This window comes from Streptomyces sp. So13.3 (assembly GCF_005860785.2).
GTDB lineage: Bacteria > Actinomycetota > Actinomycetes > Streptomycetales > Streptomycetaceae > Actinacidiphila > Actinacidiphila fildesensis.
Genome location: NZ_CP048835.1, coordinates 824762 through 847869, shown reverse-complemented (window position 1 = coordinate 847869; position 23108 = coordinate 824762). Strand labels below are relative to the sequence as shown.

Below are 23108 nucleotides of genomic sequence, written 5' to 3'. Positions count from 1 at the left end.
GTCCGCCGGAGGCCCCGTAGAGCCATCGCCAGAGCCCCCTAGGCACCCAAGTGAGCGAAATTCCCCCCAAGTGCTTCTTTGGGTATCACAAAGCTTCAATAAGGGAAAAAATTACGTCATGTATGGGCGCCGGAACCGTGCGCTCAGCTGGGATTTCCGAGGCCGCGAGGGTGCACGTTTCGTGAGTCGCATATTTCTGGCCTGATACGAACAATGCCGCCTTGTTCTCAGCGGATGCCGGAGACCACGATCACCTCGTTCCGGCGTCATCACTGGCCACATCCCGGATATGACGCCCGTCTTCGAGGAGGTTTTTGTGAACGATCGACTCAGTCTCGGTCCGGACGCGGCACGGCAGCTGGCCACCGCCACCAAGACCAGCCCGCAGATGCGCGGCATCACCCCGCGCTATCTGCTGCGCGCACTGCCCTGGGTGGACGTCGAATCGGGTGTCTACCGGGTCAACCGCCGTCGGACCTTCGTCCTGGGCGACGACCTGATCAGCAGCTACAGCGAGGACGGCACCCACCACATCGTCCCGGAGGACCTGCGGGAGGTGCCGTACCTGCGCGACACCGACGAAGCGCTCCTCACCGAACTGGCCGCCGCCTTCACCGAGGTCGGCTTCGAGTCCGGACAGTTACTGGCCTCGGAGGGCGATGCCTCCGATCAGATATGGGTGCTCGTCGAGGGCCGGGCCGAGAAGCGCGTGACGGGCCGATACGGCGAGGACGCACTGCTCGAAGTGATCGGGGACGGCCAGCTCTTCGACCTCGACGCCTGGACCCGTGCCGAGCCGATGCCCTACCGGGTCAAGGCCCTCACCCCCGGGGTCGCGCTCTGCGCCGACCGCAGCGCGCTGGCCGGACTGACCACCCGCAGCGAAGACCTGCAGACGGCACTCGACGCTTACCTCGCCGGGGACATGCCGGTGCCGGGCTCCGAGGTGCCGGTGGATCTCACCTCCGGCCACGTCGGAGAACCGGAACTCCCGGGCACGTTCGTCGACTACGAGGACACTCCGCGGGAGTACCACATGAGCCTCGCGCAGACGGTGCTGCGGGTGCACACCCGCGTCGCCGATCTCTACAACGGGCCCATCGACCAGACCCGCGCCCAGGCCAATCTGACCATCCAGGCGCTGCGGGAGCGCCAGGAGTCGTCGATGCTGAACCACCCGGAGTTCGGGCTGCTCAACACGGTCGCACCGGGGCAGCGGGTGCAGTCGCGGACCGGATCGCCGACACCCGATGACCTGGACGAGCTGCTGGCGAAGGTCTGGAAGCAGCCCGGCTTCTTCGTCGCGCACCCCAGGGCGATAGCCGCCTTCGGACGGGAATGTACGCGGCGGGGTGTGCCCCCGGTGACGGACAGCAGATTCGGCAGCCCCCTGCTGACGTGGCGGGGAGTACCGCTGCTCCCCTCCGACAAGGTGGGGTTCACGGGTCACAACGGCGCCAGCACCACCTCGATCCTGCTGATGCGGGTGGGCGAGGCCGAGCAGGGCGTGGTGGGGCTGCGGCCGACGAAGGTGCAGGACGAGGTCGAACCGGCGCTGTCCATGCGGAACATGGGCGTCGACCAGAAGGGCATCACCTCGTATCTGATGACGGCCTACTTCAACACCGCGGTGCTGGTGGAGGACGCCACCGCCGTCCTCCGGAACGTCGAGGCGCACAACTACCATGACTACTCCTGACGTTACGGAGCGCGCGGCCCCGGGCGGCCTCACCCCGGGCGGCCTCACCCCGAACGCGGTCCCGAACATGGCCCCGGGCTCAACCCCGAGCGTGGTCCCTGGCGCATCTACCGCTCCGGCTCCGGCTCTGGTTCCGGGAGCGGCTCCGGGATCGTCAATGGGCCGGCAGAGCGGTGGCTTCTCTCCCGAGACGGCTCGGAAGGACTTCCCGATACTGCAGCGTCTCGTCAACGGCCATCCGCTGGTCTGGCTCGACAACGCCGCCACGACGCAGAAACCGCGCCAGGTGATCGAAGCCCTCGCCGCCTACTACAGCGCGACCAACTCCAACATCCACCGCGGTGCGCACACCCTGGCGCGCGAGGCCACCGAGGCGTACGAGGCGGGCCGGGCCGCGGTCGCCGAGTTCCTGGGTGCGGCCTCTCCGGAGAACATCGTGTTCGTCCGCGGCACCACTGAGGCGATCAACCTCGTCGCGCAGAGCTGGGGGCGAGCCAACCTCGGGCCGGGGGACGACATCCTGGTGCCGGTCCTGGAGCACCACTCGGACATCGTGCCCTGGCAGCTCATCGCCAAGGAGACCCGGGCCCGAGTGGTTCCGGTCCCCCTCGGACCTGACGGGCAGATCGACCGGACCGCCTATGCCGACCTGCTCTCGTCGCGGACCCAGCTCGTGGCGATCAGCCATGCGTCGAACGTACTGGGTACCGTTCCGCCGGTGCGGGAGATGACGGCGCTGGCACACCGCTACGGCGCCAAGGTGCTGGTGGACGGGGCACAGGCGGTCGCCCATTTCCCGGTCGACGTCCAGGAGATGGATGCCGACTTCTATGTGTTCTCCGGCCACAAGATCTTCGCTCCCACGGGCATCGGGGTGCTGTACGGGAAGCCGGAAGTGCTGGAGAGCATGCCGCCGTGGCAGGGCGGCGGCAACATGATCGACTCGGTCAGCTTCGCCCACACCACCTACGCGCCCGTTCCGCAACGGCTGGAGGCCGGCACCGGCCACATCTCCGGGGTGGTCGGGCTGTTGGCCGCGCTGAACTGGCTGACCTCCTTCGACCGGGGCGCGGTCGCCGCCTACGAGCAAGGGCTGATGTCCTACGCGCAACAGGCTCTGTCCATGGTCCCCGGCCTCGAGACGGTGGGCGCCGCACCCGACAGGATCGCCGTCCTGACCTTCACGCTCGCGGGCCAGGACCCGGCCACGGTGGCCGACTGGTTGGACCGCGACGGTATCGCCATCCGCGCGGGCCACCACTGCGCTCAGCCCGCGCTGGCCCACTACGGCCTCGAAACCGCGGCGCGCGCTTCACTCGCGCTCTACAACACATCCGAGGAGGTGGACCAACTGGTGGCCTCCCTGCGCAGGCTCACCGACAGCGCGCCGTCATGAGGAAGCGTCCATAGCAGGCCGGGGCGTACGGCCGCCGTCACCCGGGTTCGCGGGCGGAGGGACGGCGTCTCCTGTGCGGTGAACTGACGCCCGCAGGGGCGGCGGAGGGGGCGCCCGGATGATCGGGTGCCCCCTCCGCCGTGATGGCAGTCGCGCTGCTCAGCCCTGGAAGTGACTCATCGAGGAGTCGTCGAAGGGGGCGTTCATCACCTTCGAGGACCAGCAGGACGAGATGACACCCGTGCTCACCTTGATCTTGCAGACCTCGAAGTAGGCGTAGTTGATGTAACCGCCCGGAGCGGCGTACGTCGTCCAGGAGGCGGTGTCCTGGCCCGACGGGATGGTCCGCATCTTCCAGGTGATCTTGCCGTTCTCACCGTACGTGATCAGCCGGGTGCCGATGGCGTAGCCGTCCGTCGCCGTGTCCTTCAAGGTGATCTGAATGGGGTCCAGTCGGTACGGCTGGATCCGCCACCCGATGTCCATGCGCCCGGAGAACGAGTTGTCGCCCACGGTGTCCGAGGTGGTCGGCGTGGCGGCTGCGGCGGGCGTCGCGGCGAGCGGGACGATCAGGGCGGCGAGAGCCGCGGCGCCCGCCACGATGGTGTGCTGGAAACGCAAGATTCCCCCAGAGATTGAGCTCGGTTGATCCGAGATGATCATGGTAGCGGCACTGGGCCCGCTGTCGCGCGGAGCGGTGCAATCGGTGCAACCGGTGTCACAGCAGGGTCCCGAGGGAAGGCTGAGGACGCGGTCCGGGGACGCGGTCCGGGGACGCGGTCCGGGGAAGGCGGCGCCCGGCACAAGGCTTTCGGGGGATGCGATGGAAGAGCCGACGATGTACACGATTGTCACGCTGGGGCCGTCAGGGGCGGGCAAGACGGTCTATCTCGCGGCGCTGTGGCACATGCTGAAGCTCGAACATCCGCGGCTCAAATGCTATTTGAAGCCGGAGAGCCGGCAGCAGGAGTACAAGCTCGGCCAGATCTACAACGAGGTCGCGGGCCCGGGGGAGTGGCCGCTTCCCACCGACGGCAACGTCTTTCCCGAGTGGACGTTCTCGTGCAAGGTGAAGAGCCAGCACGGCACGTACACCGCGTTGAAGGTCCGCTACATCGACTACGCCGGCGACCGGCTCACCGATCCCCAGTCGGGGAGCACCGAGCAGGACCGGCTGGAGGAGACGCTGCGGAACGCCGATGCCCTGCTGGGCCTGCTGGACGGGCGCAAGGTCCTGAAGCTCATGCGCGGCAACGGGGAGTTCCTGGACCGGGACATGACGCAGGTGTTCTCGCTCATGCAGGACTGCGACGGCCCGATCCACTTCGTCATCACCAAGTGGGATCTGCTGGCGGGTCACTACTCGCTGCGACAGATCCGCGAACGCCTCATGGAGCACCCGGACTTCGCGGTGCTGGCCACGAGCAGGAGCGACTGGCACATCAGGGGGATGCCGGTCCCGCCGGGCCGGATGCGGCTGATACCCGTCAGCTCCGTGGGCCGTGAGTTCGCGGTCCTCGGCGCCGACGGCGGGATGCACAAGCGGGCCAACGCCCGGCCGAGGCCGCTCAACGTGGACGTGGCCTTCGCGGCGGTGCTTCCCGACCTCGTCGCGCGCGCCTACGATGCCGCGAAAGCGGATCAGGAGCGGGCGCGGCGGGAGGCGCGGGGTCAGTGGCGGGGTTGGTTCGCCGACTTCACCCGGGTCGTCGCCTCGACGGTGGCGGCCCCCGTGTCGACGGTGCTGGCGACCCGTGGCATCCAGGTGCCCGTGCACCTGATCGCCGCTTTCCTGTCCTCCGGCACGGGCGCGGTCGCGAACGCCGTGAACATTCCGCCCAGTGAACTGCGCAAGGCCCGCCGTCTGCAGAGGTCCTTCCGCAAGCGGAGCGTCAACGCGGTCACCGATGACGCCGCCGCGGCGCAGTTCGTCCTGCACCGGCTCGTCGAGGAGCTGCAGGCCTTCGAGAGGAGTCCGGAGAATGACGGCACGGTCCTCAGCTGAGGAGTTCTGGCCGTTCCTGATCAGCCGCGGCCACGTGACGACCTACCGGGTGGTCGTGGCCCCGCAGTTCCTCTGCGAGGCCGATCTGGCGGGCCTGTTGTACGACCTTGCGGGGGGTGAACCCACACCGCCGGGCCATGGCAGATACCGGGTCGTGCGCGGCACGGCCGCCGGTGACTTCGTGCTGATGTTCCGGGTCCAGCTGGGCGAGTTGGAGGGCAGCGCGGGACAGCCTGGAGCACCGCTACGGGACGAGCACGGCCGGCGGATTCCCGTGATCGACGGGGTGGTGGAGCGCGTCCGGCGCTTCGATCCGACGACGGGTGCCGGCGTGCTGGACGAGGGCCGCCGCCGCTGCCGGCAGCGGTTCCGGGAGTTCTGGGAGAGCGGCGACGGCTCGCGGGCGCCCCACCCGTCGGCGGCGTTCGCCGCCGCGCGGACGCAGGGCGGTGCGGTGCGCTGGGAAGCGCTCCCGGAGTACGTGGTGGCCCGGCTGACGTCGACCGACTCACCTTTCGAAGGGGACGGCGGGGCCGGCGAGCGCGAGGCGGAGCCGGGGGAGTCGGGTGAGTCGCCGGGTGGCACTGTCCGCTGGCCCCGGAGGCTGACGGTCGGCGCCGCGCTGAGCCTGGCTGCCGGCCTCGCGGGCTGGGCGGTCAGCCGCTCGCACCACTGAGTCCGCCGGTAGGAGAGCGGCCGGCCGCCGCAGCCACCGAATCTGCTGGCCTGCCGGCTCCGTGTCTGCTCTCGTGTCTCTATGCGGGGGAGGTGTCGCGAGGTGCCGCGCGCCCCAGCCGGGCGATCGCCCATCGGGCTGCCGCCCTGAGGCCGCGCGAGCGGAGCACAGCGGAGTCCGGGCGCGGCAGCTTCGTCACGTCTGCCGCCACCCCCTGTACACGGCACCGCCGCTTCGGAGATCCTCTGGAGCTGTAACCGACAGAAGCTGCCGGGACCGGCGGCCACCGGGACCGGCGGCCATATCCGGGAGAGAGCGCAGTGACTCAGGAACCGACACCGGATGCCGAGATCAGGGCACTCCTGACGTCCCTGGACGGACAGCGACGGCACGTTCTGGGAATCCTCGACGGGCTGGACGCGGACGCGCTGCGCCGCGTCGTGCTGCCGTCGGGATGGAACTGCCTGGGGCTCGTCCAACATCTCGCCCTGGACGTCGAGCGATTCTGGTTCCGTGCCGTCCTCACCGGGGACAAGGACGTCATCCGCAGCCTGGACGAGATCGACGACGCGTGGGTGGTGGGACCCGACACCGCGGCCGCCGACGTCCTCCAGCAGTACCGCCGGGAGACGGACCTCGCGAACGCGGTCATCACCGGCACGGCCGCGGACGCACCCCTGGCCTGGTGGCCCCACCACCTCTTCGGCGAACCCCACCTCCACACCCTCCGGGACGTCCTGCTGCACGTCATCACAGAAACCGCCTGCCACGCCGGCCACCTCGACGCGGCCCGAGAGTTGCTGGACGGCCGCCGCTGGATGGTCCTGACCTAGGCCGTTGCGCAGCGGCCGACGAAGCAGGCCGTCACTCTGGGGCCGCCGACGGGCCGTGCCTTGTTCTGTGATCGTGAACAAATAGACTCTTCCCCATGCCCGTGCGAAGGTCGCCCCAGGGCGTGCAGCCGCAGGTACTCGCCGATGAGAGGGCCGACACGTGGGAAGCGGACGGATGGATCCTGATGCGCGTCCGCCGGTGATGGCGGATGTGGCGCGGGTCGCGGGCGTGTCCCATCAGACCGTGTCGCGGGTCCTCAATGGGGCCTCGCACGTACGCGAGGAGACCCGGGACCGGGTGCTCGCCGCGATCCGGCAGCTGGACTACCGGCCCAATTCGGCGGCGCGGGCCCTGGTCACCCGGCGCTCCCAGACGCTCGGTGTCGTGAGTTTCGGCAGTGTGCTCTACGGCCCGGCCTCGATGCTGGACGGGATCGAGCAGGCGGCGCGCAGCGCGGGCTACTTCGTCAGTGTGGCGAGTCTGCGGTCCCTGGACAGCCGCTCGGTGCAGGAAGCGGTGGACCGGCTTCGTGACCAGGGCGTGGAGGGCATCGCGGTGATCGCGCCGCAGACGTCGGCGGTGAGCGCGATCGGGAAGCTGTCGACCGTTGTGCCGGTGGTCGCGGTCGGGTCCGGCAGCGAGTCCCGCGTACCGGTGGTGGCGATCGACAACGAGTCCGGCGCGCTGGCCGCCACCCGGCACCTGCTCGACCTCGGGCACACCACGGTGCACCATGTCGCGGGCCCGCCCGGCTGGTTGGAGACCACGGCCCGCCAGGACGGCTGGCGCAAGGCGCTCAAGGCGGCGGGAGCGCCGGTGCCTCCGGTGCGGAGCGGGGACTGGAGTGCCCGCTCGGGATACGAGGCGGGGCTGGGGCTCGCGGCGGACCCCGCGGTCACGGCGGTGTTCTGCGCCAACGACCACATGGCACTGGGGCTGCTCCGAGCGCTCCACGAGTCGGGCCGCGCGATCCCCGGCGACATCAGCGTCGTCGGGTTCGACGACATCTCCGAGGCCGCCTACTTCTCCCCGCCCCTGACCACCGTGCGCCAGGACTTCGGCGAGCTGGGCCGCCGCGCGCTGGAGCTTCTGGTGGAGGAGCTGACCGGCGCCGGCCACTCCCGGCACCACATCCTGGTGCCACCGGAAATGGTGCTGCGCCGGAGCACGGGCCCGGCCCCGTCCCGCTGAATCGGACCCCCCCTTCCCGCCGGGCGCCACGGCTCGCCCGGGGGAGGGCGGAGCGGGCTACGACCGGCGGGGGAACAGGTCGTCCACGAAGGTGTTGCGGAAGACCCCGGCGGGATCGTGCAGGGCCATCAACCGTTCGAAATCAGCGGCCCGTTCGTAGCGGGCGATGACGTCCTCCGGTGCGAGGGTGGTCAGTTTCCCCCAGTGGGGCCGGGCACCGAGCGGTACGAGCCGGTTCTCGACGGCGGCCAGGACCGGCAGGATCGCCGCTGTCTCCTCGTGCCAGGTGAAGTGCAGGGCGACCGAGTCCTGCCGATAGGCGGGGCTGAGCCAGAGATCGTCCGCCGCGACGGTGCGGACCTCCGCGATCTGCAGGCAGGGCCGTATGCGGTTGCCGAGGTCGCGCAGCGCCGCGAAGGCTTCGCGGGCCGCCGCGCGGGGGAGGATCAGCTCGGACTGCAGCTCCGCGCCGCTGCTCGGCGTGAAGTCGGGACGGAAGTGGGGGAGCCGTTCATGCCAGGGTCCGGGGACGCCCGACTGCACGGTGCACCAGGTGCCCGGCATGGTGGGGATCGGGTGGCGCGGGCCGTCGGCGTGCCGGGCTCCCAGCCACCGCTCGCCGGGGTGCCCGGCGCCCGGCTGGTCCGTCCGCGTTTTGAGCCAGACCTGGGCGGTGTCCGCGTGCCAGTCGGTGAACACGCTGACGCTGTGGCCGGCGCCGGAGACCTCGTCGAAACCGTCCGACAGCCGTTCCAGCGAGAGCCCGTCGTAGACCCACTGCGCGACGTCGTAGGTCGGCTCGATGTCCAGGGTGACATCGGTGACGATGCCGAGGGCGCCCAGCCCGATCACGGCGCCGGGCAGCCGGTCCCGCGGATTCTCCCGGCGCAGCTCGGTCAGCCGGCCGCCGGGACCGACCAGGCGCAGCCCTGCCACCGCCGAGGCCAGGCCGCGCAGGCCGTTGCCCGAGCCGTGCGTGCCGGTGGCGACGGCGCCCGCGACCGAGATCTGCGGCAGCGACGCCATGTTCGCCAGGGCGAAGCCCTCCTGGTGCAGCCGCTGGGCGACCTGCGCGTACCGTAGTCCGCCCGCGACGGTCACGGTCGACGCGCGGCGGTCGATGTCGATCCGTGGCGGCAGGCCGTCCAGGCGCACGAGATCACCGTCGGTGTCCGCGACGAGGTTGAAGGAGTGTCCGGTCCCGAGCGCGCGGATGCTCTCCGCCGAGGCCACGAGGTGCCGCAGCTCCTCGACCGAGGTCGGGCTGTGCACCTGGCGGGCCGTGAAAGTGACATTGCCGGCCCAGTTGGTCGGCGTGCTTGTCGTCATCGCTTGTCTTCCTGATCCGACAACTTTGTTATCGTTAACAATTACACCCGCTCGTATCGTGTCAGCTCCAGGAGGGTCTGTGCCGCGGCCTGCCGAAGAGACCCGTCTCCCCACCATGGCGGACGTCGCCCAACTGGCGGGGGTCTCGCACCAGACCGTCTCCCGGGTGCTCAGCGGCCATCCGAACGTGCGCGAGGTGACGCGGGCGGGGGTGCAGAAGGCGATCGACGAGCTGGGGTACCGCCGTAACTCCACCGCGCGGGCCCTGGCCACCCGTCGCACCCGCACGCTCGGCGTGGTCGCGGCGGACACCACGCTGTTCGGCCCGGCCAGCACGGTCGCGGGGCTGGCGGAGTCGGCCCGGGCCGAGGGGTACATGGTCTCGACGGTGAGCGGGCGGGCGCTCAGCCGGCTCAGCCTCACCGAGGCGCTGAAGCACCTCGGTGAATGGGGCGTCGAGGGGGCCGTGGTCATCACCCCGCAGCGCGAGGCGGCGGCCGCGCTCTTCGAGCTGCGGCACCCCTTCCCGGTGGTGACCGTCGAGGGCGGCCACGACCTGGAGATTCCCAGTGTGTCGGTGGACCAGAACCTCGGTGCCCGGCTGGTCACCGACCATCTGCTGGGGTGCGGCCATCGCACCGTCTGGCACGTGGCCGGACCGCAGGACTGGCTGGAGGCGGCGGCCCGCATGGCGGGCTGGCGTGCGGCCCTGCACGAGGCGGGCGCCGACGTGCCACCGCCGCTGATCGGCGACTGGAGCCCGCTCTCCGGCTACCGTGCCGGCCAGGAACTCGCCGGCCGCGTCGGGCGCCGGGGAGCCAGCGGCTCCGACCTGACGGCGGTGTTCGCCGCCAACGACCAGATGGCACTGGGCATCATGCGCGCCTTCCGGGAGGCCGGAGTGCGGATCCCCGTGGACGTGGCGATCGCCGGATTCGACGACATCCCCGAGGCGGAGTTCTTCGCACCTCCGCTGACCACCGTCCGGCAGGACTTCGCCGCGGTCGGCCGGGCCAGCATCCGGCTGCTCCTGGACCGGATCGAGGGCGGCGACCGCGACCGTACGGCCATCCCGCACCATGTGATCGAACCGCAGCTCATCGTGCGCGGCAGCACGACGACCCCGGTGGTCTGAACGGCCCGGCCACCCGGCCGACCCCGATACGCCGCCGGCCCCGGGATCAGCTCCGGGGGCCGGCGGCGTACCGCGGGGCGAAGGGGTCGGGTCAGGAGCCGACCTTGCGCTTGTTGTAGACGTCGAAGCCGACGGCCGCCAACAGCACCAGGCCCTTGATGACCTGCTGGTAGTCGGTGCCTATGCCCACCAGCGACATGCCGTTGTTGAGCACGCCGAGCACCAGCCCGCCGATGATCGCGCCGAGGACGGTGCCGACGCCGCCGGCGGCCGAGGCGCCGCCGATGAAGGCCGCCGCGATCGCCTCCAGTTCGAAGTTGATACCGGCCTGCGGCGTACCGGCGTTGAGCCGGGCGGCGAAGACCATGCCGGCCAGCGCGGCCAGGACGCCCATGTTCACGAAGGCCAGGAAGACGACGCGCTTGCTCTTCACGCCGGACAGCCGGGCGGCCGGTTCGTTCCCGCCGATCGCGTAGGTGTGACGGCCGAGGATCGAGTTGCGCATCAGATAGCCGAAGCCGACCAGCAGGGCGCCCAGGATGAGCAGGACGATCGGGAAGCCGTGATAGCTGGCGAGCAGCAGGGTGAACACGGTCACCGCGGCGGTGATGGCGGCCAGCTTGGCGAGGAAGAAGCCCAGCGGAAGCAGTTCGAGCCCGAAGGCGGCGGCCTGCCGTCGGCCGCGGACCTCCTGGAGCACCGCGATCGCGAGCACTCCGATCCCGAGCAGCAGCGTCAGGTTGTGGTAGTCGGTGTACGGGCCGACCTCCGGCATGAAACCGCTGCTGATCTTCTGGAAACCGCGCGGGAACGGGGCCACCGACTGGCCCTGGAGCAGGATCTGCGTGCCGCCGCGGAACAGCAGCATGCCTGCCAGCGTGACGATGAAGGACGGGATGCCCACGTAGGCGATCCAGAACCCCTGCCAGGCGCCGGCGACCGCGCCGATCAGCAGTGCGGCGACGAGCGCCACCGGCCAGGGCACCTGGTGTTTGACCATCATCACCGCGGCCGCCGCGCCGACGAAGGCGGCGAGCGAGCCGACCGACAGGTCGATGTGGCCCGCGATGATGACGATCATCATGCCGATGGCCAGGATCAGGATGTAGCTGTTCTGCTGGATCAGGTTGGTGACGTTGAGCGGCTTGAGGAGCGTGCCGTCGGTCCAGATCTGGAAGAGCAGGATGATCAGCGCCAGCGCGACCAGCATGCCGTACTGGCGGATGTTGCCGCGCAGAGCCTGGACCAGCTGCTGTCCCACCCCGCCGCCGGAGCCCGTGGGGCCGCTCGGCTTACCGTCGGTGGGTGTGCTCGCCTCGATACCGGAGGTCTGTGTCTGGGCCATGCGTCACACCTGCTCGTTCTGGGTTGCCGCGCTCACGGTCATGAGGCGCATGAGTGATTCCTGGGTGGCGTCGGTGCGGTCCACCTCGCCGGTGAGCCGGCCCTCGGCCATCGTGTAGATGCGGTCGCACAGGCCGAGCAGCTCGGGCAGCTCCGAGGAGATGACCAGCACCGCCTTGCCCTGAGCGGCCAGATCGGCGATCACCGAGTAGATCTCGGCCTTCGCGCCGACGTCGATGCCTCGGGTGGGCTCGTCGAGGATCAGCACGTCGGGCTCGGAGAAGATCCACTTGCTGAGGACGACCTTCTGCTGGTTGCCGCCGCTGAGCTTGCCGGTCTCCGCGAAGACCGAGGGCGCCTTGATGTTCATCGACGCGCGGAACTTCTCCGCGACCCGCATCTCCTCGTGCTCGTTGACCCAGCCGTGCCGGGAGACCTTGCCGAGCGCGCTCAGCGAGATGTTGCGGCTGATGTCCTCGGTCAGGTTGAGCCCGAGCTGCTTGCGGTCCTCGGTGACGTACGCGAGGCCGTGCCCGATAGCCTCCGGAACCGTACGCGTCCTGATCTCCACCCCGTTCAACAGCACCCGGCCGCCGGTGTAGCGGCCGTAGGAGCGGCCGAAGACGCTCATCGCGAGCTCGGTGCGGCCTGCGCCCATCAGGCCGGCGACGCCCACGATCTCGCCGCGCCGCACATGAACCGAGACGTCGTCGACCACCTTGCGCTGGTGGTCGATCGGATGGAGGACGGTCCAGTCCTCGATGGCGAATGCGACGTCGCCGATGTCGGGAGTGCGCTCGGGGTAGCGGTGGTCGAGGTCGCGGCCGACCATACCCCGGATGATGCGGTCCTCGGAGATGCCCTCGGTGCCGACGGCGACGGTCTCGATGGTCCGGCCGTCCCGCAGGATGGTGACGGAGTCGGCGACGCGGGCGATCTCGTTGAGCTTGTGCGAGATGATGATGCAGGAGATCCCCTGCGCCTTGAGTTCGAGGATGAGATCGAGCAGCTTGCGGCTGTCCTCGTCGTTCAGCGCGGCTGTCGGCTCGTCCAGGATCAGGAGCTTGACCTCCTTGGCGAGGGCCTTGGCGATCTCGACCAACTGCTGTTTGCCCACCCCGATGTCCGCGATCCGGGTCTGCGGGTTCTCGTGCAGACCGACCCGCTGGAGCAGCTTCTTCGCGTGGGTGAGGGTGCGGTGCCAGCTGATGATGCCGCGCGAGGCGTGCTCGTTGCCGAGGAAGATGTTCTCCGCGATGGAGAGGTAGGGCACCAGGGCGAGTTCCTGGTGGATGATCACGATGCCGTGCTGCTCGCTCGCCCGGATGTCCTTGAACGCGCACGGCTCACCCTCGAAGAGGATGTCGCCCTCGTACGTGCCGTGCGGGTACACCCCGCTGAGCACCTTCATCAGAGTGGACTTGCCGGCGCCGTTCTCGCCGCAGACGGCGTGGACTTCGCCGGGTGCGACGCTCAGATTGACGTCGGAGAGCGCTTTGACGCCGGGGAAGGACTTGCTGATCGAACGCATCTCCAGGACGGGTCCGGCCATGATGGGCATCCGTTCGGGTCGGGGACGGGTCGGGTCGGGGAAGTTCGGCGGCCGGTGGGAAACAGCGGCCCAGGGCGCCCTACTTGAGCTGAGCGGCGGAAAGCTGCCCGCTGTCGACCAGCACCTTGCGGTAGTTGTCCTTGTCGACACTGACCGGCTGCAGCAGGAAGGCCGGCACGACCTTGGCGCCGTTGTTGTACTGCTTGGTGTCGTTGACCTGGGGCTTGCCGCCGCTGAGCAGCGCGTCGCCCATCTGCACGGCCACCTTGGCGAGGGCGCGGGTGTCCTTGGACACGGTCTGGGTCTGCTCGCCGGCCAGGATGGACTTCACCGACGCCAGCTCGGCGTCCTGCCCGGTGACGATGGGCAGTTCCTTACCCGGCTCGCCGTAACCGACGCCCTTGAGCGAGGAGAGGATACCGATCGAGATGCCGTCGTAGGGGGAGAGCACAGCGTCGACCCGGGCCGTCGTGTAGGACTTGCTGAGCAGGTTGTCCATCCGGGACTGCGCGAGTCCGCCGTCCCAGCGCAGGGTGGCGACCTGGTTGAAGTTGGTCTGGCCGCTGCGGACGACGAGCTTCTTGTCGGCCATGTACGGCTTGAGCACACTCATCGCGCCCTGGAAGAAGAACGGGGAGTTGTTGTCGTCCGGTGAGCCGCCGAACAGCTCGACGTTGAACGGCCCCTTGCCGTCCTTGAGGCCGAGCTTGTCGGCGATATAGGTGCCCTGGAGGACACCGACCTTGTAGTTGTCGAAGGTCGCGTAGTAGTCGACGTTCTTGGTGCCGAGGATGAGCCGGTCGTAGGAGATCACCGGGATGTCGGCGTCGGCGGCCTTCTGCAGCACATCGGTGAGCGACGAGCCGTCGACCGCGGCGATGACCAGCAGCCGGGCGCCCTTGGTGATCATGTTCTCGATCTGGGACACCTGGTTCTCCACGACGTTGTCGCCGTACTGGAGATCGGTCTTGTACCCCTTGGCCTGGAACTGCTTCACCATGTTGGCGCCGTCGTTGATCCAGCGTTCCGAGGATTTGGTGGGCATCGCGATACCCACCAGGCCGCCCTTGGCATCAGCGTGTTTTGCGTGGGGGCCGACGCCGTTGGCGGCTTGTCCGCAGGCGGCCAACACCATTGTTAGCGCAACCAGGGCGAGGCCTGTCGATATTTTCCGCACACTTCCTCCAGTGATGTGCCGCGGTCAGCGAGATTCGCGTACGGCCTCCGCGTGACCCCGGTGTCCTCGGACCGGTCGAGTCCCCGTGGATGGCGGGGTGCGATGACGGCGCGGGGGTCGCGCACGGATCGGGCTCGGCCGACAGGGGCCCGGTGGCTGCTGACAAGCCCGCCGGTGCCCGGCCCGACCATGTCGCTGGCCTGGCGTTACAAGAGTGTTAACGCTAACAGAATGGGCGTCAAGGGCCCGAGGGTCACCGTTTCGCATCGCAGGGCGCCGCGGGGGCGGCCGCCGCCTGTACGGCGCCCCGGCGCCGGCGGTGGCGTGTTGTGTGCTGAGTGGTTTTCGTGACCTCATCTACCTGGGGGCGGTTGGTGGTTGTCGCACCCACCAGTCACCACCGCAGGCGAAAAGGTTGCCGCGCCTTCTAAGGCGCGGATGCCGCCCCGAGGGCGGGCGTCCCGCCGACGGGCTCTCTTGCCTCCCGCTGCCGCTCAGGTGCTGCGGGCGAAGTCGCCCCAGACCGCGGGTTTCGCGTCCGACGTGCCGGCGTTCACCCGGTAGCTGTCGGCCCTGGCGTTCCGACCCCCCGCGGTGTGGTCGTACTGGCCGGCGAAGACGTGCTGTCCCGCGGGGACGGTTCTGCCCGCTCTGAGGGTCCAGCGGTAGATGAGCGCGTCGCCCTCCTCCCGTACGGAGAGGGTGAAGTCGGCGGCGGGCAGCGTCTGCCAGCTGCCGGCGCTGTGGACACCGCCGGTCTGGGCGATGCGGAGCTCCACGCTCAGCGCGGTGAGGGGCTTCCGCGCCTTGAGGGTGACGTTGCTCTGGGCCCAGAAGCTGTTGCTGTGGGGATCGACGGATCCGTCCGCCCACAGGGGTCCGTCCTCGGTGTGCGGACGGCTCGGCGGCGTTGCGGACGTGTGGCCGGGTCCGGGTGTGGTGGGCGGCGCCGATGGGCGGCCGGTCCCGGCGGGCGGCGGTGTGGTGGGGTCCTGCTGACCGGGGCCGGCGGCGTGCGGGGACGGGGAACCGGGTGCCAGCGATGTCCCGGGGCCTGCGGCGGACTCCTGCCGCGGTTCATGACCGTGGACGACGGCACCGACGGCGAACCCTCCGACGGCCAGGGTCGCGGCGGTCGCGAGTGTGGTGAGCACGACCTTCGGCCAGGACTGGGCGATCCGGTTGCGGTGCCGTGCGGTGCGGGCACCGGGAGAGTCGAAGTCGGCGGTATCGGTGGCGGACGAGGAGAGCATGCCGCGCTGAACGCGGGCGAGCATGCGCGCGCGATCCGGTTGATGGGCAGCGGCGGCCCGCCGCAGCTGGTTGCCTATGTCGTCCATCAGTTCCTCCTCCCCGCGAGTTCCTCGGCGGCCTGTCCGCTGAGGGTGCGTTCCAGCTCCGCCAGGCCCTTGGAGGTCTGGCTCTTCACCGTACCGACCGATATCCCCAGGGCGAGCGCGGTGTCCTTCTCCGAGAGGTCGAAGGCGTGCCGCAGCACCACGCACGCGCGTTTGCGGAAGGGGAGCCGGCCGAGCGCCGTGCGGACGTCCAGGACGGCCGCGACGTCCGGGTCCTCCGCACCGTCGCCGTGCCGGCTCCAGAACAACGCGACGCGGCGGCGCTCACGGACCGCGCCGCGGATGCGGTTGCGCGCCATGTTCGACACCACACCCCGGGCGTAGGCGACGGGGTGGTCGGCCTGTCGCACGCGGTCCCAGCGGTGCCAGAGCGCGGTCAGCGCGTCCGCGGCGAGGTCGTCCGCCGCGTCCGCCTCGCCCGTCAGGAGATGGGCGAGGCGGGCGAGCTCGGCGTAGTGGCGCTCGAAGAAGTCGTGGAACTCGGCAGATGCGTCCTCGAGAAGCATGTCCGTTGCGACCTCTCCAGGAATGTGAGCGTTCACATACAGGGAGGCGGCAGCTTAGCAACCGCTGGTCGACGACGGGCCCCAGGGGTACGGGACGTCCGGTGCGGAGTCAGGAGGTGCCGCCTGCGGCGGTGATGACGCCCGCGCCCGCCTTCTTGGCGAGTGCGGCGGGCAGCCCGGCGGCGGGCTCCAGGCCCGCCGTCAGCTTGGGTGTCCAGTTCACGGACGTCTTGATCTTCTTGGCGGAGTGCTCGGCGTTGTATGCGGCGACGAGGTCGGTCACGGTGCCGTTGACCAGGTTGCCGCTGCCCGCCACCGAGCCGGTCCCGTCCCCGCTGAGCAGTTGTGAGGCCTTCCGGTCGCCGGACAGGGCCCAGTAGTTGTTCTGGGCGACGACCTGGGCCTTGGCGCGTGCGTTGACGCTGTAGCCGTGGGTGTAGTTGTTGAGCGTCGCCGTGTCGTAGTAGTTGTCGTACAGGTGTATCTGGCCGACCCGGGCGAGCGGGGCGCGCTGGACGATGCCCTGGAAGACGTTGTGGTGGAGCGTCACCCGCAGCCTGGTGTCCTTGTCGCTGCTGCCGATGAGCATGGTCTTGTCGTGGTTGGCGAACCGGTTGTACTCGACGGTGACGAGGTCGGAGGCGTTGGTGATGTCCAGGGCGCCGTCGTGGACCTGGTACTCGCGCCCGAAGTAGGACGGGTTCGCCCTGTCGTAGTGCGGGCCGTCGCCGAAGGTGTTGTGGTCGGCCCACACGTGCGTGGAGCCGCGCACCGTGACCGCGTCGTACTGGGAGTTCCAGTTCCCGGTCGAGCCGTCGGTCGGGTCCCACTGGGGGAAGCAGTCACGAGTGTCGGTGAGGTTGAGGTTGCGGATGATGACGTTGTCCGCGTTCTTCACCTGGAGGCTGCCGCCGACGATCGCCGCACCCGAGCCGGGCACGCCGACGATCGTGGTGCGGGAGGGGACGGTCAGGACCACGCGCGCGGCCTGCCGGTCCTGCGCCGCGTCGCGTGCCGACTCCTGCTGGCCGGTGGGCAGTTTGCCGCGGCCCCAGGTCGCCGGGTCGTAGGCCTTGAGGTAGGCGCTGAGCGAGTAGCCGGTGCCGGCGGCGTAGTCCGCGCAGCCGAGGGTCTTGCCCGAGTCGTCGGTGTTGGCGTCGACGACGCCCTTGACCTGGATGATCCGTGGCGCGCCGATGGGGCCGGCCTTGAGAGCCTTGGCCAGTTGGGCCCTGGTGGAGACGGTGAAGGTGTGAGCGGTGTCGGCGGTCTGGCCGCCGGTGGTGCCCGAGCCGGTGGCGGCCCAGCCGTCGTCGGCGGGCAGGGCCGCATGCGCGAGGTCGACGGCGGCGGCGCCGGCGCCCGTGGTCAGGGGCACGACGGCGAGGCCGGCGGCCGCCAGGGAGGCGACGCCGATCAGTGCCATCAGGCGTCGGGACGGCTTGCGGCGGTGCAAGGGGGCAGACACGTGAAGTCGTTCCTCCGGTGCGAAGTGAGGGTTCGGCTCTTCAGTTGCCACGGCTGCCCGGAAGGTTGCCGCCGATCAGGAGATTTCTTCGCCGGAGATGCCCGATGGCTGAACCGGAGCCGTCGCGGAACCCCGGCCGTTGTCGATTTGTGACCAGCGCGGAGCATTGACGCCACCTCTTGTTAACGCTCACACTCTGGGGGTCGGTAACCTCGGTGCAACATTCCGGGGTGGTCGGCTGCGCGTCGGAGACCAGCCCCACTCGTTGTACCCCACGGCTCCACCATCTTGAACGGAAAGCGCGACCCATGAGTGTTAACGCTAACAATTCCTCTCGGCCCGGCTATGTCCTGGGGATCGACTACGGCACGCTCTCCGGCCGCGCCGTCGTCATCCGCGTCTCGGACGGTGCCGAAGTCGGCAGCGCCGTCCATGCGTACGCACACGCGGTGATCGACGACCGGTTGCCCGGTACCGACGCCCCGCTTCCACCGGACTGGGCGCTCCAGCATCCCGAGGACTGGCTGGACGTGATCCGGCGAGCCGTCCCCGAGGCCATCGCCGCCGCCGGGATCGACCCCGCCACGGTGATCGGCATCGGCACCGACTTCACGGCCTCCACCTGCCTTCCCACCAGCGCCGACGGCACCCCGCTCTGCCTCCGTCCGGAGCTGGGATCCCGGCCGCACGCCTGGCCGAAGCTATGGAAGCACCATGCGGCCCAGCCCCAGGCCGACCGGATCACCGCGCTGGCCCATGAGCGCGGTGAGGACTGGATCGCCCGTTACGGCGGTCTGATCTCCTCCGAGTGGCAGTATGCCAAGGCCCTCCAGGTGCTGGAGGAGGACCCGGACACCTACGGACGCACGGACCGCTGGATCGAGGCGGCGGACTGGATCGTCTGGCAGCTCACCGGCGTCGAGACCCGCAACACCTGTACGGCCGGATACAAGGGGATCCACCAGAACGGTGGCTACCCGTCGACCGGGTACCTGGCCGCTCTCAACCCCGGCTTCGCGGACTTCGCGCGGACCAGGCTGGAGCACCCGCTCTCCCCGCTGGGCGGCCGGGCCGGCGGCCTGACGGCCCGGGCCGCCGCCTGGACGGGACTGCCCGAAGGCATCGCCGTCGCGGTCGGCAACGTGGACGCCCATGTCACCGCCCCGGCGGCGCGGTCGGCCGGACCCGGCGAGCTGCTCGCCGTCATGGGCACTTCCACCTGCCACATCCTCAACGGCGAGCAGGTGGCCGAGGTCCCCGGCATGTGCGGGGTGGTCGACGGGGGAGTGGTCGAGGGCCTGTGGGGATTCGAGGCCGGGCAGAGCGGCGTCGGCGACATCTTCGGCTGGTTCGTCGAGCACGGCGTCCCGCCGATCTACCACGCGCAGGCCGCCGCCGAAGGCATCAGCCTGCACGAGCACCTGACCCGGCTGGCCGCCGGTCAACCGGTCGGCGGGCACGGCCTGGTGGCGCTCGACTGGTGGAACGGCAACCGCTCGGTGCTGGTCGACCACCGGCTCTCCGGAGTGCTGGTCGGTGCCACGCTGGCCACCCGACCGCCGGACATCTACCGCGCGCTGCTCGAGTCGACCGCCTTCGGCACCCGGGTCATCGTCGAGGCCTTCGAGAAGTCCGGCGTCCCCGTCACCCGCTTCACGGTGGCCGGAGGCCTCACCAGGAACGCGCTGCTGATGCAGATCTACGCGGACGTGCTGCGCCGTCCGCTGAGCGTCGCCGCCTCCGAGCAGGCGCCGGCGCTGGGCTCCGCCATCCACGCGGCGGTGGCGGCCGGGGCGTACGAGAACGTGCAGGCCGCGGCCGAGCAGATGGGGCGCGTGCACCGGGACCAGTACCTCCCGGACGCGGCCCGCGCCGACGCGTACGACCGGCTGTTCGCCGAGTACCTCGCCCTGCACGACCTGCTCGGCGGCGAGCACAGGGGCGTGCTGCACCGACTGCGCGAGTTGCGCAACGAGACCAGCACCTCTGTCGCCAACTGACCCGTACGGAAGGCCGCCATCATGACCGACCCCACGATCGACCCCGCGACCGCCGCCGCGATCCAGCTGATTCGGCAGCAGGTCAGCGACCTGCACCAGGAACTCGTCCGGTACCGGCTCGTGGTGTGGACCGCCGGAAACGTCTCGGCCCGCGTGCCGGGACACGACCTGATGGTCATCAAACCCAGCGGTGTCTCCTACGAGGACCTGACCCCCGAGAACATGATCGTCTGCGATCTGTACGGCCAGGTCGTCGAAGGTACGCACAACCCGTCCTCGGACACCGCCGCCCACGCCTACGTCTACCGCAACATGCCCGAGGTGGGGGGCGTGGTGCACACGCACTCCACGTACGCCACCGGCTGGGCGGCCCGCGGTGAGGCGGTGCCCTGCGTCGTCACCGCGATGGCGGACGAGTTCGGCGCGGAGATACCCGTCGGCCCGTTCGCGCTGATCGGCGACGACTCGATCGGCCAGGGCATCGTCGCCACCCTCAAGGGCCACCGATCGCCCGCCGTGCTGATGCAGAGCCACGGCGTGTTCACCATCGGCAAGGACGCGAAGGCAGCCGTCAAGGCGGCCGTGATGTGCGAGGACGTGGCCCGCACCGTTCACATCTCCCGACAGCTCGGGGAACCGGTGGGCATCGCCGCACCGGACATCGACTCGCTCTACGACCGCTATCAGAACGTATACGGCCAGCAGCCCGCCGGCCGCGAAGGAGTCCAGGAATGAAGTCGCTCGAAGGCCGCGAAGTCTGGTTCCTCACCGGAAGCCAGGGACTCTACGGGCAGGACACCCTCCGGCAGGTCGCCGAACAGTCCCAGCAGATCGCCGAGGCACTCAACGACGGCCCGGACATAGCGGTCCGGGTGGTGTGGCTGCCTGTACTCACCGACGCGGAAGCGATCCGGCGGGTCTGCCTCGACGCCAACGCCGCCGACGACTGCGTCGGGGTGGTCGCCTGGATGCACACGTTCTCCCCGGCCAAGATGTGGATCGCCGGCCTCGACGCCCTCCGCAAGCCGATGCTGCACCTGCACACCCAGGCCAACAGGGCGCTGCCGTGGGGCTCCATCGACATGGACTTCATGAACCTCAACCAAGCGGCGCACGGGGACCGTGAGTTCGGGTACATCCAGTCCCGTCTCGGGGTGGCCCGCAAGACAGTCGCCGGGCACGTCAGCGACCCGTCGGTGGCCCTGCGGATCGGGTCCTGGGCCCGTGCCGCGGTCGGTCATGCGGCGCTGCGCAGCCTGCGGGTGGCACGGTTCGGCGACAACATGCGGGACGTCGCGGTCACCGAGGGCGACAAGGTCGAGGCGCAGCTGCGGTTCGGCGTCTCGGTCAACACCTACGGCGTCAACGACCTGGTCGCCGTGGTCGACGCGGTGACCGACGCTGATGTCACCGAGCTGACCAAGGAGTACCAGGAGACCTACCGGGTCGCGCCTGAGCTGCGCTCAGGAGCGGAGCGGCACGACGCGCTGCGGTACGCGGCGCGGATCGAACTCGGCATGCGCGAGTTCCTCACCGACGGCGGTTTCCAGGCGTTCACCACCAACTTCGAGGACCTCGGAGGGCTGCGCCAGCTGCCCGGTCTGGCCGTGCAGCGCCTGATGGCGGACGGCTATGGCTTCGGCGGCGAGGGGGACTGGAAGACCGCGGCGCTGCTGCGCACGCTGAAGGCGATGTCCGCCGGTCTGCCCGGAGGGACCTCGTTCATGGAGGACTACACGTACCACCTGGAGGCGGGGCAGGAGGTCATCCTCGGCGCGCACATGCTCGAGGTCTGTCCGTCGATCGCCGCCGAGGTCCCCTCGTGCGAGATCCATCCCTTGGGCATCGGCGGCCGGGAGGACCCGGTCCGGCTGGTCTTCGAAGCCGCCCCGGGCCCGGCGGTGGTCGTCGGCCTCGCCGACATGGGGGACCGGTTCCGGCTGGTCGCCAACGAGATCGACGTGGTCACCGCCGCCGAGCCGCTGCCGAATCTCCCCGTGGCGCACGCGGTGTGGAAGCCGCAGCCCGACCTGCGGACCTCGACCGAGGCGTGGCTCACGGCCGGCGGCCCGCACCACACCGTGCTCTCCAGCGCCGTCGGCACGGAGGAGCTCGAGGACTTTTCGGAGATGGCCGGAGCGGAACTCCTGGTCATCGACGCGGAGACCACGATCCGCCAGTTCACCAAGGAGATCCGCTGGAACCAGGCGTACCACCGTCTGGCGCGAGGTTTCTGAGCGGCTTCGGCCGACATCGCAGGCGTACCACCCAGGTCATACATCGCAGGGTTTTTCCCGCCTCAAAGGAGAGTGCACGATGTCCCTCACTGCCACCACCCCAGCAAGACCCCGTACGCGCAAGACCGCCGCGACCCTTCTGGCCGTCGCGCTGTGCATGTCCCTCGCCGCCTGCGGCGGGGCGGGCAAGAAGGCACCCGCCGGCAGCGGCACGGACGCGAACGGCGCCAAGAAGCTGGTCTTCGGATTCTCCCAGGTCGGATCCGAGAGCGGCTGGCGTGCCGCCAACACCAAGTCCATCCAGGACGCGGCGAAGGCCGCCGGCTTCGAGCTCAAGTTCTCCGACGCGCAGCAGAAGCAGGAGAACCAGATCGCCGCGATCCGCACCTTCATCCAGCAGAAGGTGGACGTCATCGGCTTCTCACCGGTGGTCGTCACGGGCTGGGACACCGTACTGAAGGAAGCCAAGGCCGCCGGCATCCCGGTGATACTCACCGACCGGGCGATCGACACCCAGGACAAGACCCTCTACAAGACCTTCATCGGGTCGGATTTCGTCAAGGAGGGGACCGCCGCCGGCCAGTGGCTGGTCGACGCGGAGAAGAGCGGGACCGGCACGGTGAACATAGCGGAGCTCGAAGGCACCACCGGCTCCGCCCCGGCGATCGACCGCAAGAAGGGGTTCGAGGACCTGGTCCTGAAGGACCCCCGGTTCAAGCTGGTCGCGGACCAGACCGGTGACTTCACCCGGGCCAAGGGCAAGGAGGTCATGACGGCCTTCCTGAAGGCGCACAAGGACATCAACATCCTCTTCGCGCACAACGACGACATGGCGATGGGCGCCATCCAGGCGATCGAGGAGGCGGGTCTCAAGCCCGGCAAGGACATCCGCATCGTCTCGATCGACGGGGTCAAGGACGCCTTCCAGGCGATGGTCGACGGCAAGATCGAGGTCGTCGTCGAGTGCAATCCGCTGATCGGCCCGCAGGTCATGGATCTCGTGCGGAAGCTCAAGGACAAGGCCGAGGTGCCGGCCCGGGTCGAGTCCAAGGAAGGCGTCTTCACCAAGGACAAGGCAGCTGCCGAACTCCCCAACCGCCAGTACTGATCTGCCAGTACTGCTCCGGCGATCCGGGACGGGGGCGCCCCAGGCGGGCGCCCCGGACCCGGCCGGAGCCGACCAGCGGCCCGAGGAGAGGAG

At 69.6% G+C, this 23108-nt stretch carries 19 protein-coding genes; 11 read left to right on the top strand and 8 right to left on the bottom strand.

All coding sequences use genetic code 11. From position 1 onward, the window contains the following. Nucleotides 1-316 precede the first annotated feature (316 nt). Together C8250_RS03970 and C8250_RS03965 are read left to right on the top strand one after the other, a co-directional pair. Complete coding sequence (locus C8250_RS03970; RefSeq protein WP_138351566.1) at nt 317-1699, top strand: family 2B encapsulin nanocompartment shell protein; 1383 nt, start codon at nt 317-319, stop codon at nt 1697-1699. 67 nt (nt 1700-1766) lie between these two features. Continuing rightward, entirely contained in the window at nt 1767-3095 is a 1329-nt protein-coding gene (locus tag C8250_RS03965) for a cysteine desulfurase (protein WP_244809785.1), read from the top strand. A 159-nt stretch (nt 3096-3254) separates the two neighbouring features. On the opposite strand, the gene C8250_RS03960 is transcribed toward C8250_RS03965, so the two are convergent. Next, nucleotides 3255-3716 carry a hypothetical protein gene (locus C8250_RS03960; RefSeq protein ID WP_138351568.1) on the bottom strand — a complete coding sequence of 154 codons (462 nt, stop codon included), beginning with the start codon at nt 3714-3716 and terminating at the stop codon, nt 3255-3257. Between the two features lie 217 nt (nt 3717-3933). On the opposite strand from C8250_RS03960, the gene C8250_RS03955 reads away from it, so the two are divergent. The 4 genes from C8250_RS03955 to C8250_RS03940 all read left to right on the top strand — a co-directional run bounded on the left by C8250_RS03955 (nt 3934) and on the right by C8250_RS03940 (nt 7801). Beyond that, nucleotides 3934-5100: a hypothetical protein gene (locus C8250_RS03955; protein WP_138351569.1), complete on the top strand. Its 1167-nt coding sequence runs from the start codon at nt 3934-3936 to the stop codon at nt 5098-5100. After that, nucleotides 5078-5776, top strand: a complete 699-nt coding sequence (locus C8250_RS03950) for a hypothetical protein (protein ID WP_138351570.1) — start codon at nt 5078-5080, stop codon at nt 5774-5776. The genes C8250_RS03955 and C8250_RS03950 overlap by 23 nt, the downstream gene beginning before the upstream one ends. A gap of 320 nt (nt 5777-6096) precedes the next feature. After that, complete coding sequence (locus C8250_RS03945; RefSeq protein WP_138351571.1) at nt 6097-6609, top strand: DinB family protein; 513 nt, start codon at nt 6097-6099, stop codon at nt 6607-6609. A gap of 175 nt (nt 6610-6784) precedes the next feature. Then, on the top strand, nt 6785-7801 hold the full coding sequence (locus C8250_RS03940; protein ID WP_232485352.1) for a LacI family DNA-binding transcriptional regulator: 1017 nt from the start codon (nt 6785-6787) through the stop codon (nt 7799-7801). A 57-nt stretch (nt 7802-7858) separates the two neighbouring features. Here C8250_RS03940 and C8250_RS03935 read toward each other — a convergent pair whose 3' ends face one another. After that, nucleotides 7859-9130 (bottom strand): FAD-binding protein, encoded by a 1272-nt coding sequence (locus C8250_RS03935; protein ID WP_138351572.1) that lies wholly within the window; start codon nt 9128-9130, stop codon nt 7859-7861. 115 nt (nt 9131-9245) lie between these two features. Between C8250_RS03935 and C8250_RS03930 the strand changes: the two genes are divergently transcribed. After that, a complete protein-coding gene (locus C8250_RS03930; protein WP_187145241.1) occupies nt 9246-10265 on the top strand; it encodes a LacI family DNA-binding transcriptional regulator in 1020 nt (339 codons plus the stop codon). Nucleotides 10266-10356: 91 nt separating this feature from the next. Here the strand turns inward: C8250_RS03930 and mmsB are convergent, their stop codons facing one another. The 6 genes from mmsB to C8250_RS03900 all read right to left on the bottom strand — a co-directional run bounded on the left by mmsB (nt 10357) and on the right by C8250_RS03900 (nt 17670). Next, nucleotides 10357-11610: a multiple monosaccharide ABC transporter permease gene (gene mmsB, locus C8250_RS03925; protein ID WP_138351574.1), complete on the bottom strand. Its 1254-nt coding sequence runs from the start codon at nt 11608-11610 to the stop codon at nt 10357-10359. A 3-nt stretch (nt 11611-11613) separates the two neighbouring features. Beyond that, complete coding sequence (gene mmsA / locus C8250_RS03920) at nt 11614-13161, bottom strand: multiple monosaccharide ABC transporter ATP-binding protein (RefSeq protein WP_138351575.1); 1548 nt, start codon at nt 13159-13161, stop codon at nt 11614-11616. A gap of 79 nt (nt 13162-13240) precedes the next feature. Beyond that, complete coding sequence (chvE, locus tag C8250_RS03915) at nt 13241-14296, bottom strand: multiple monosaccharide ABC transporter substrate-binding protein (RefSeq protein WP_138351576.1); 1056 nt, start codon at nt 14294-14296, stop codon at nt 13241-13243. A gap of 536 nt (nt 14297-14832) precedes the next feature. Further along, complete coding sequence (locus C8250_RS03910; protein ID WP_244808961.1) at nt 14833-15678, bottom strand: hypothetical protein; 846 nt, start codon at nt 15676-15678, stop codon at nt 14833-14835. Further along, nucleotides 15678-16202, bottom strand: a complete 525-nt coding sequence (locus C8250_RS03905) for a SigE family RNA polymerase sigma factor (protein WP_138351577.1) — start codon at nt 16200-16202, stop codon at nt 15678-15680. The genes C8250_RS03910 and C8250_RS03905 overlap by 1 nt, the downstream gene beginning before the upstream one ends. Before the next feature lie 109 nt (nt 16203-16311). Then, the gene (locus C8250_RS03900; RefSeq protein ID WP_244808960.1) at nt 16312-17670 is read right to left on the bottom strand and encodes a polysaccharide lyase family 1 protein; all 1359 of its coding nucleotides are present in this window, start codon (nt 17668-17670) and stop codon (nt 16312-16314) included. A gap of 308 nt (nt 17671-17978) precedes the next feature. On the opposite strand from C8250_RS03900, the gene araB reads away from it, so the two are divergent. From araB to C8250_RS03880, 4 genes are all read left to right on the top strand, one after another. Further along, the gene (araB, locus tag C8250_RS03895; RefSeq protein ID WP_138351578.1) at nt 17979-19670 is read left to right on the top strand and encodes a ribulokinase; all 1692 of its coding nucleotides are present in this window, start codon (nt 17979-17981) and stop codon (nt 19668-19670) included. A gap of 21 nt (nt 19671-19691) precedes the next feature. Continuing rightward, nucleotides 19692-20405 (top strand): L-ribulose-5-phosphate 4-epimerase, encoded by a 714-nt coding sequence (locus C8250_RS03890; protein WP_138351579.1) that lies wholly within the window; start codon nt 19692-19694, stop codon nt 20403-20405. Further along, complete coding sequence (gene araA / locus C8250_RS03885) at nt 20402-21907, top strand: L-arabinose isomerase (RefSeq protein WP_138351580.1); 1506 nt, start codon at nt 20402-20404, stop codon at nt 21905-21907. Before C8250_RS03890 ends, araA begins: the two co-directional genes overlap by 4 nt. A 157-nt stretch (nt 21908-22064) precedes the next feature. Next, a complete protein-coding gene (locus tag C8250_RS03880; RefSeq protein ID WP_138351633.1) occupies nt 22065-23015 on the top strand; it encodes an ABC transporter substrate-binding protein in 951 nt (316 codons plus the stop codon). Nucleotides 23016-23108: the final 93 nt, after the last annotated feature.

Bases quoted from the DNA above. Each gene is read 5' to 3' on its own strand.
- C8250_RS03940 (WP_232485352.1), top strand. From the start codon at position 6,785: ATGGATCCTGATGCGCGTCCGCCGGTGATGGCGGATGTGGCGCGGGTC.
- C8250_RS03880 (WP_138351633.1), top strand. From the start codon at position 22,065: ATGTCCCTCGCCGCCTGCGGCGGGGCGGGCAAGAAGGCACCCGCCGGC.
- mmsA (WP_138351575.1), bottom strand. From the start codon at position 13,161: ATGGCCGGACCCGTCCTGGAGATGCGTTCGATCAGCAAGTCCTTCCCC.
- mmsB (WP_138351574.1), bottom strand. From the start codon at position 11,610: ATGGCCCAGACACAGACCTCCGGTATCGAGGCGAGCACACCCACCGAC.
- C8250_RS03905 (WP_138351577.1), bottom strand. From the start codon at position 16,202: ATGCTTCTCGAGGACGCATCTGCCGAGTTCCACGACTTCTTCGAGCGC.
- chvE (WP_138351576.1), bottom strand. From the start codon at position 14,296: ATGGTGTTGGCCGCCTGCGGACAAGCCGCCAACGGCGTCGGCCCCCAC.
- C8250_RS03930 (WP_187145241.1), top strand. From the start codon at position 9,246: ATGGCGGACGTCGCCCAACTGGCGGGGGTCTCGCACCAGACCGTCTCC.
- araA (WP_138351580.1), top strand. From the start codon at position 20,402: ATGAAGTCGCTCGAAGGCCGCGAAGTCTGGTTCCTCACCGGAAGCCAG.
- C8250_RS03910 (WP_244808961.1), bottom strand. From the start codon at position 15,678: ATGGACGACATAGGCAACCAGCTGCGGCGGGCCGCCGCTGCCCATCAA.
- C8250_RS03890 (WP_138351579.1), top strand. From the start codon at position 19,692: ATGACCGACCCCACGATCGACCCCGCGACCGCCGCCGCGATCCAGCTG.
- C8250_RS03950 (WP_138351570.1), top strand. From the start codon at position 5,078: ATGACGGCACGGTCCTCAGCTGAGGAGTTCTGGCCGTTCCTGATCAGC.
- C8250_RS03935 (WP_138351572.1), bottom strand. From the start codon at position 9,130: ATGACGACAAGCACGCCGACCAACTGGGCCGGCAATGTCACTTTCACG.
- C8250_RS03955 (WP_138351569.1), top strand. From the start codon at position 3,934: ATGTACACGATTGTCACGCTGGGGCCGTCAGGGGCGGGCAAGACGGTC.
- C8250_RS03965 (WP_244809785.1), top strand. From the start codon at position 1,767: ATGGCCCCGGGCTCAACCCCGAGCGTGGTCCCTGGCGCATCTACCGCT.
- araB (WP_138351578.1), top strand. From the start codon at position 17,979: ATGAGTGTTAACGCTAACAATTCCTCTCGGCCCGGCTATGTCCTGGGG.